This is a genomic window from Sphingomonas populi (assembly GCF_004208535.1).
GTDB lineage: Bacteria > Pseudomonadota > Alphaproteobacteria > Sphingomonadales > Sphingomonadaceae > Sphingomonas > Sphingomonas populi.
The window spans coordinates 1-4,988 of sequence record NZ_SGIS01000096.1; the positions used below are offsets into that span (position 1 = coordinate 1).

9 protein-coding genes are annotated in these 4,988 nt (G+C 62.7%); 6 read left to right on the plus strand and 3 right to left on the minus strand.

All coding sequences use genetic code 11. The features are described from left to right. The 4 genes from EWE75_RS23770 to EWE75_RS23785 form a co-directional block, all read left to right on the plus strand. The coding region (locus tag EWE75_RS23770; protein WP_206364870.1) for a hypothetical protein at positions 1-387 on the plus strand (387 nt) is incomplete at its 5' end. Between the two features lie 10 nt (positions 388-397). Further along, on the plus strand, positions 398-727 hold the full coding sequence (locus EWE75_RS23775; RefSeq protein WP_206364871.1) for a hypothetical protein: 330 nt from the start codon (positions 398-400) through the stop codon (positions 725-727). Positions 728-903: 176 nt separating this feature from the next. Next, positions 904-1,344, plus strand: a complete 441-nt coding sequence (locus EWE75_RS23780; RefSeq protein ID WP_130160524.1) for a hypothetical protein — start codon at positions 904-906, stop codon at positions 1,342-1,344. Between the two features lie 44 nt (positions 1,345-1,388). Further along, entirely contained in the window at positions 1,389-2,174 is a 786-nt protein-coding gene (locus EWE75_RS23785) for a hypothetical protein (protein WP_206364872.1), read from the plus strand. A 142-nt stretch (positions 2,175-2,316) separates the two neighbouring features. Here the strand turns inward: EWE75_RS23785 and EWE75_RS23790 are convergent, their stop codons facing one another. Next, the gene (locus tag EWE75_RS23790; RefSeq protein ID WP_130160525.1) at positions 2,317-2,754 is read right to left on the minus strand and encodes a hypothetical protein; all 438 of its coding nucleotides are present in this window, start codon (positions 2,752-2,754) and stop codon (positions 2,317-2,319) included. Between the two features lie 155 nt (positions 2,755-2,909). On the opposite strand from EWE75_RS23790, the gene EWE75_RS23795 reads away from it, so the two are divergent. Both EWE75_RS23795 and EWE75_RS23800 read left to right on the plus strand, forming a co-directional pair. Then, positions 2,910-3,446, plus strand: coding sequence for a hypothetical protein (locus EWE75_RS23795; protein ID WP_130160526.1), 537 nt, complete (start codon positions 2,910-2,912; stop codon positions 3,444-3,446). 91 nt (positions 3,447-3,537) lie between these two features. Next, positions 3,538-3,741: a hypothetical protein gene (locus EWE75_RS23800; RefSeq protein ID WP_130160527.1), complete on the plus strand. Its 204-nt coding sequence runs from the start codon at positions 3,538-3,540 to the stop codon at positions 3,739-3,741. A gap of 1 nt (position 3,742) precedes the next feature. Here the strand turns inward: EWE75_RS23800 and EWE75_RS23805 are convergent, their stop codons facing one another. Both EWE75_RS23805 and EWE75_RS23810 read right to left on the minus strand, forming a co-directional pair. Further along, the gene (locus EWE75_RS23805; protein WP_130160528.1) at positions 3,743-3,928 is read right to left on the minus strand and encodes a DUF6961 family protein; all 186 of its coding nucleotides are present in this window, start codon (positions 3,926-3,928) and stop codon (positions 3,743-3,745) included. Positions 3,929-4,224: 296 nt separating this feature from the next. Beyond that, a partial coding sequence (locus tag EWE75_RS23810; protein ID WP_206364873.1) for an SMI1/KNR4 family protein occupies positions 4,225-4,988 on the minus strand: 764 nt, incomplete at its 5' end.

The following is a 4,988-nucleotide window of genomic DNA, read 5'->3' on the forward strand; positions in this document are numbered from 1 at the left end:
ACTCGTGATCGTGCGGCAGCCAGACGGGCAGCGGCCAGGAGGCAGGCGGTCATGACCGGAGCCGGATCAGCGGGCGTCCGGCGCGCCGCGCGCTGGGGGTGCGCGGTACTCGTCGCTCTGCTCTGGCTGCCCGCGCTCATCTTCGCCGCCGGGATCCTCGTCGCACGCGTGACGGGCTGTGGCGCAACCGAAGCCGGTCCCGAGCCATGCCTCGTCGCGGGTATCGACATCGGCCACCGGCTCTATGCCATGACCATGATGGGCTGGGTGGTCGTCGGCCTGTCGCCTGTGATGCTGGCGAGCCTGGTCTTGGCGGCCGTGCTGGTCGTCAGGCGTCTGGTGCGGCGCAGGGCCGCCGGCCGAGCATATCCTACCTCGAGACCCTAAGGATTATCCGATGATGATGCCATCGATCCTGTTGGCCGCCGCGGTTGCCGGCGCGACCCCTGCTACGCCCGCCCATCCCTGTGCTGCCGAAGCACGGACACAGGCGCTGATGCTGCTCCGCTTCCATAACGATGGCGACAACCGGGCGACGATCGACCCCGCCAGCCTCCGCAAGATTGGCACGGTCGCATCGCTCGTCGGCAAGCGTCGCTTCGACGTGCTGGAGATATGGGGCAGCGTCTACAAGGGCGAGTACCGGATGCGGCTGATCTACGCCAATCCCGCCGGCATGTGCGTGCTGATGGGGCAGGAGATTCTTGAGCATAGCGATCCGTACTGATGCCAGGGGCGGGAACGCTTGCGACGCTCACCCGGTCGTATCGTATCGTGACGATATCGCTCATGCTCGTGGCACAGGCGGGCTTTGGAGGCCGCGCGATGGCACAACACGCGCCTGACGGAAGCACCGCCGCGCTCGCGGCAGCCGCGCTTGGGGCGAAAGTGGTCGATTCTATCATGGGCGATCTAACCGGCGAAGGACGTGACGATGCGCTGCTGGTCGTCGATCGCGCGCGCGGTGGTATGGCGAGCGCACGGCATCCACTGGAGGTGGTGCTAATGCGCCGCGAAGCGGACGGGCGGCCGCGCAGGACAGCGGCGAATGCGCGTCTTCTCTCCTGCGGGCCGTGCGCGACGACGGGTGGCTGGCTGCGTGCGCAGGCCGGCAGCTTCACCGTCGTCGATGCCGGTGCGGGCGAGATGCGGGCGGAGTATCGCTTTGATTACGACAGGCACGCGCGGGTGTGGCGCATCACGCACGTCTCCCGCCGTATCGTCGATCCACACACGGGACATGAGCGGCAGCAGGAGCTAAGCGTGCGCGACGCAGGCGGGGCCAGCTTCGCCCGCTTCGATCCCGCACGTCTGCCGGTATTTGATGGGGAAAAAAACAAATGATCCATTCTCAAGTGGTGTTGCGTCGGATCGGTGCGGGCGCCGTGTTGGCTGCCGCGCTGACCTTGATTCAGGCGGCAACCGGGGTGGCCCCGGTCGTTGCTGCCGCCCCACCGATAAAGACAATCGCCACGATGGATCTGTCGAAGCCGTTCGCGACACGCTCGCCGTGGCGCTTCACCGCCACGCAAGGGCCGGACACCAACGACACCCCGTCGGCAGACGGAACCGAGCCCGGCGCGATCAGGCTGTGCATCAGCAAGGACGGCGGCCGCTCCTGCCACCCCTCTTTGAATATGCTGCTGATCGCGCCCGGCGGGAACGCGAACGACACCTTCTCACAGCCGCATTATCTCGGCACGCCGACGTTGCTGCATCCCGCGACGGGTGTGACGCTGCTGCGGATCGAGGCAGACAGCCTGCATGCCGGCAACGGCGACCAGCTGCATGGCACGGCTTTGCTCCGCTACGATCGCGCCGCGGATGCTTTCGTCACAGTCTACGAACGTTTCGTGGGTCACAATAACAACCAGGAGATTCGCTACATCGACGCGGGCCCGCTCCGGGGTGCCGTCATCAGCGCGGAGCCGACGCAGGACGCGCCGTTCGGCTATTGGATCACGATCAGCCGCTTCGCGGGCACCAGTTACAAGCAGGCGCTGCGCTATCGCAGCGCGACGCGCTACGGCGACAACAACCCGCTCGCGGTGATCGACGCCGAAATGCCCAATATCCTCGGTCGTCTCGGTCTCTGGCGTTCCGGCCAGCCGCTGCCTCGGCCGGCGAAGGGCTGCGCCACGCCGCATATGGTCAAGGGCGCTTTATGGTGCTGACAATGCGGCGCGGCATATGACGGCGTGGCTATCGAGCGGTTTCGGCGATGGCGCCTTCCGCGCACGGTCACGGCAAATCACGCGTTAGTCGTATGGCCGTCGCTCCGCGCCGGGCATGACCCGAATCTATCCCGACAAATCCTTAGTTTTGTGGTGCCGGGGCGGGCTCATACCCCTCGAGCGAATAGCCGGTGGAGGTCTCCCCCGTCAGGCGCGGACCATCGCAACGCTCCTGCGTTCTCTTGTAACTATAGTTCGTCATGATCTGCTTGCCCCCGGGCGTGGGGGTGCGGTTCGCCCAGCCTTCGGTCACGTCGTATGCTGCCTGCTCCGGACCGGTGGTCTTTGGACCTTCGCTTTGTATCAGCGTTTGCGTGGTTCCGTTGCCGGTCTTGCGCGGTGCCGTATCCGCCCTGCCCCGGTCTTCCTTGTAGGCCGCATCGAGAAACGCACGGCATTCGGCGAAACTCTTGAACGTCCGAGGGAGCAAGGGCAACGGCGGCATCTCGCCGTCCGCCAGCGCCGGCGAGGCGATGACAAACGAACATGATAGTGCGAAAAAGCTGATCCAACGACGCATTCTACATGACCAACTTGGAGGGTGAAAGCTGGACTCGGCGAATGTCCTGCGCATTGCGACGCCTTGCCGCCTGCAAGGTTTCACATCAAGATCGGGACGAAGGAATCTGCTCGGGCTGGAAGGCTAGCGAGCATGGACGGGGGGCGGTTCAGCAAATGCGCAGTTGGCTGGTGGCCATCATCATCGGATTCCCGCTTGGTGCCCTGATCGCGGCGGCACCTTTGCTTTTCCGACGATTGCTCATCCGGCGCCGCCGTTGGCACCTCAGTAAGAGAGGCCTGCGGCCTGGCCTCCGCGTTCGCGTGATGATCGCGCCCAATGACGATCCCGATTGGTCGCTTCTGATGGTACACATCAGCAACCGCAGTGAAGACATATGGTGGCTCCACCAGATCGATTTTCTCGGCGGGAAGGTTGAGGCTGTGCTGGCAAGCAGTCTGCCGACGGCGAGATTCGCGGAAGATCTGACCGCCGTTCCGAGCATCGAGTTCGTCAGCCTCGGCCCGATCTTCCCTAGCAGACCTATACACCCGGGCGATGCCTCCAGAGCGAACTTCACTGGAATGGCGGACGGCACATACGAATATGTCCATCTCCACCGCTTGAACAAGCATGAGCCTGTCACGGTGGAAATGCGCATCGGCGGCAAAGGGCGCGCGGTCAGATTGAAGGCAACGCGGTCTGTCCGGTAAGGACCAAGCCCGGATTGAGCCGGGTCATGTTGCAGCAATCTGCGCCGCGACATACGATCCGATAGCCGAATGGGTCGGCTGGGGAAATGCCATGTTCCGTACCGCAATGCTCGCCATCGCCACGCTCGCCCTGTCGTCCGCACCAGCCATCGCCGCACCCTGCAAGGATGCGAAAGGCAAGTTCGCCAAGTGCCCGCCCAAGGCAGCTCCTACGATAGCTGGCGTCACCAAGGACGCGAAGGGCAAATGCCATATCGCGTCGGGACCGAAGAAGGGCCAGTTCACGAAGTGCTGAGCTATTGCCGCCCGCCACGGGTCATTTGGCCCAGGCGGGCGGCGATCTCCTTGAAACGCCGTACGCCGGCTTCGTCGCCCGCCAGCGCCAACTCGCCGATCCGTTCTGCAACCCATACCGGCGCGCGGTCCCCGTGGATGCGCTCGATCGCCAGCGCTTCAGCCCAGCGCTCTTCGTCCCGCGTCATCGACACTCACCCATCCGATACTGCCGCCAATAGCGATCCCAGCGCCGGCCGCGATCCCAGCGCAAGAGAGAGACCGTCCGTTCGACAACGTAAATCGCGGCAGGCACTTCTACAGGTCGGTGGCCGATCCGGTCGTTGGGTGACAAAACCAGCCCAAGTTGTAAACGCGCACGGTATGTGGCGGCCTTCCGATCGCGCTAATTGTCGTCGCGACCAGCACCGCCATTTTCACTGATGATGGTATTCCGGGAATCAGCCCCCCAGTGGGAACGGCAAAAAGTGGTGGGAAGCCGCCATTAGCCATCTGCGCTTTCTCGCTTGCTGGGGCCTTGGTGGATCGCCAGATCATCGGTCAGTTCGAGCAAAAGGAAATCGCGAAAATTATTAGCGACGAAAGTGTCCGGCAGGCCGCCGATCAAGGCGATCTTTCCCCGATTTGGCCCGTTGGAACAGCAAATTGCCCAAGCGTAACACCAGATCAAATAGTCAGAGAATACAAGATAAGCGTCTTTCTCCTGTTCGATCTCATGATTAATCTGACCGGGCGGCCCATCCGGGCATTCGTCAGTAATAGATTTAATCTCGCTCGCCGCCCACCACTGAGTGCCAATGTCGTCCATGAATGTTGTGCTTGGCGCGGCATGGATCAGATAGGCCCGAAAATCTTCCGGCAGTTGGAGTGCATATCGCTTCTCCAACGCTTCTACATCTGCGCCCGTACCCCGGCGCGTGTAGGTGTTTGGTTCAGATAACGCCCAGTGATTGCTGAGAGCCTCATATAGGCTCGCTCCTCCCTGCTCGAACAACGCCGGGTCGATCGGCAGCATCTTTGTCGAAGGCAAACGTGAAGATCGCTTCGTTCTTTTCAGCCAATCGAACACGCGACCCTCCTGATTTCTATCTGACGATAGCGGCGATTGGAACGTCCGCAACTGATGACGTGGACGGCTCTCCACCCCTTCCGCAGGATGATCTGCGGATGAGTCGGAAGGAGAGCCACGATGGGGAACGTAACGACGATTGGTTTGGATCTCGCGAAGAACGTGTTTCAGGTGCACGG

Coding starts and splice junctions, on each gene's coding strand:
- EWE75_RS23780 (WP_130160524.1), top strand. CDS start 904: ATGGGCGATCTAACCGGCGAAGGACGTGACGATGCGCTGCTGGTCGTC.
- EWE75_RS23800 (WP_130160527.1), top strand. CDS start 3,538: ATGTTCCGTACCGCAATGCTCGCCATCGCCACGCTCGCCCTGTCGTCC.
- EWE75_RS23790 (WP_130160525.1), bottom strand. CDS start 2,754: ATGCGTCGTTGGATCAGCTTTTTCGCACTATCATGTTCGTTTGTCATC.
- EWE75_RS23795 (WP_130160526.1), top strand. CDS start 2,910: ATGCGCAGTTGGCTGGTGGCCATCATCATCGGATTCCCGCTTGGTGCC.
- EWE75_RS23775 (WP_206364871.1), top strand. CDS start 398: ATGATGATGCCATCGATCCTGTTGGCCGCCGCGGTTGCCGGCGCGACC.
- EWE75_RS23805 (WP_130160528.1), bottom strand. CDS start 3,928: ATGACGCGGGACGAAGAGCGCTGGGCTGAAGCGCTGGCGATCGAGCGC.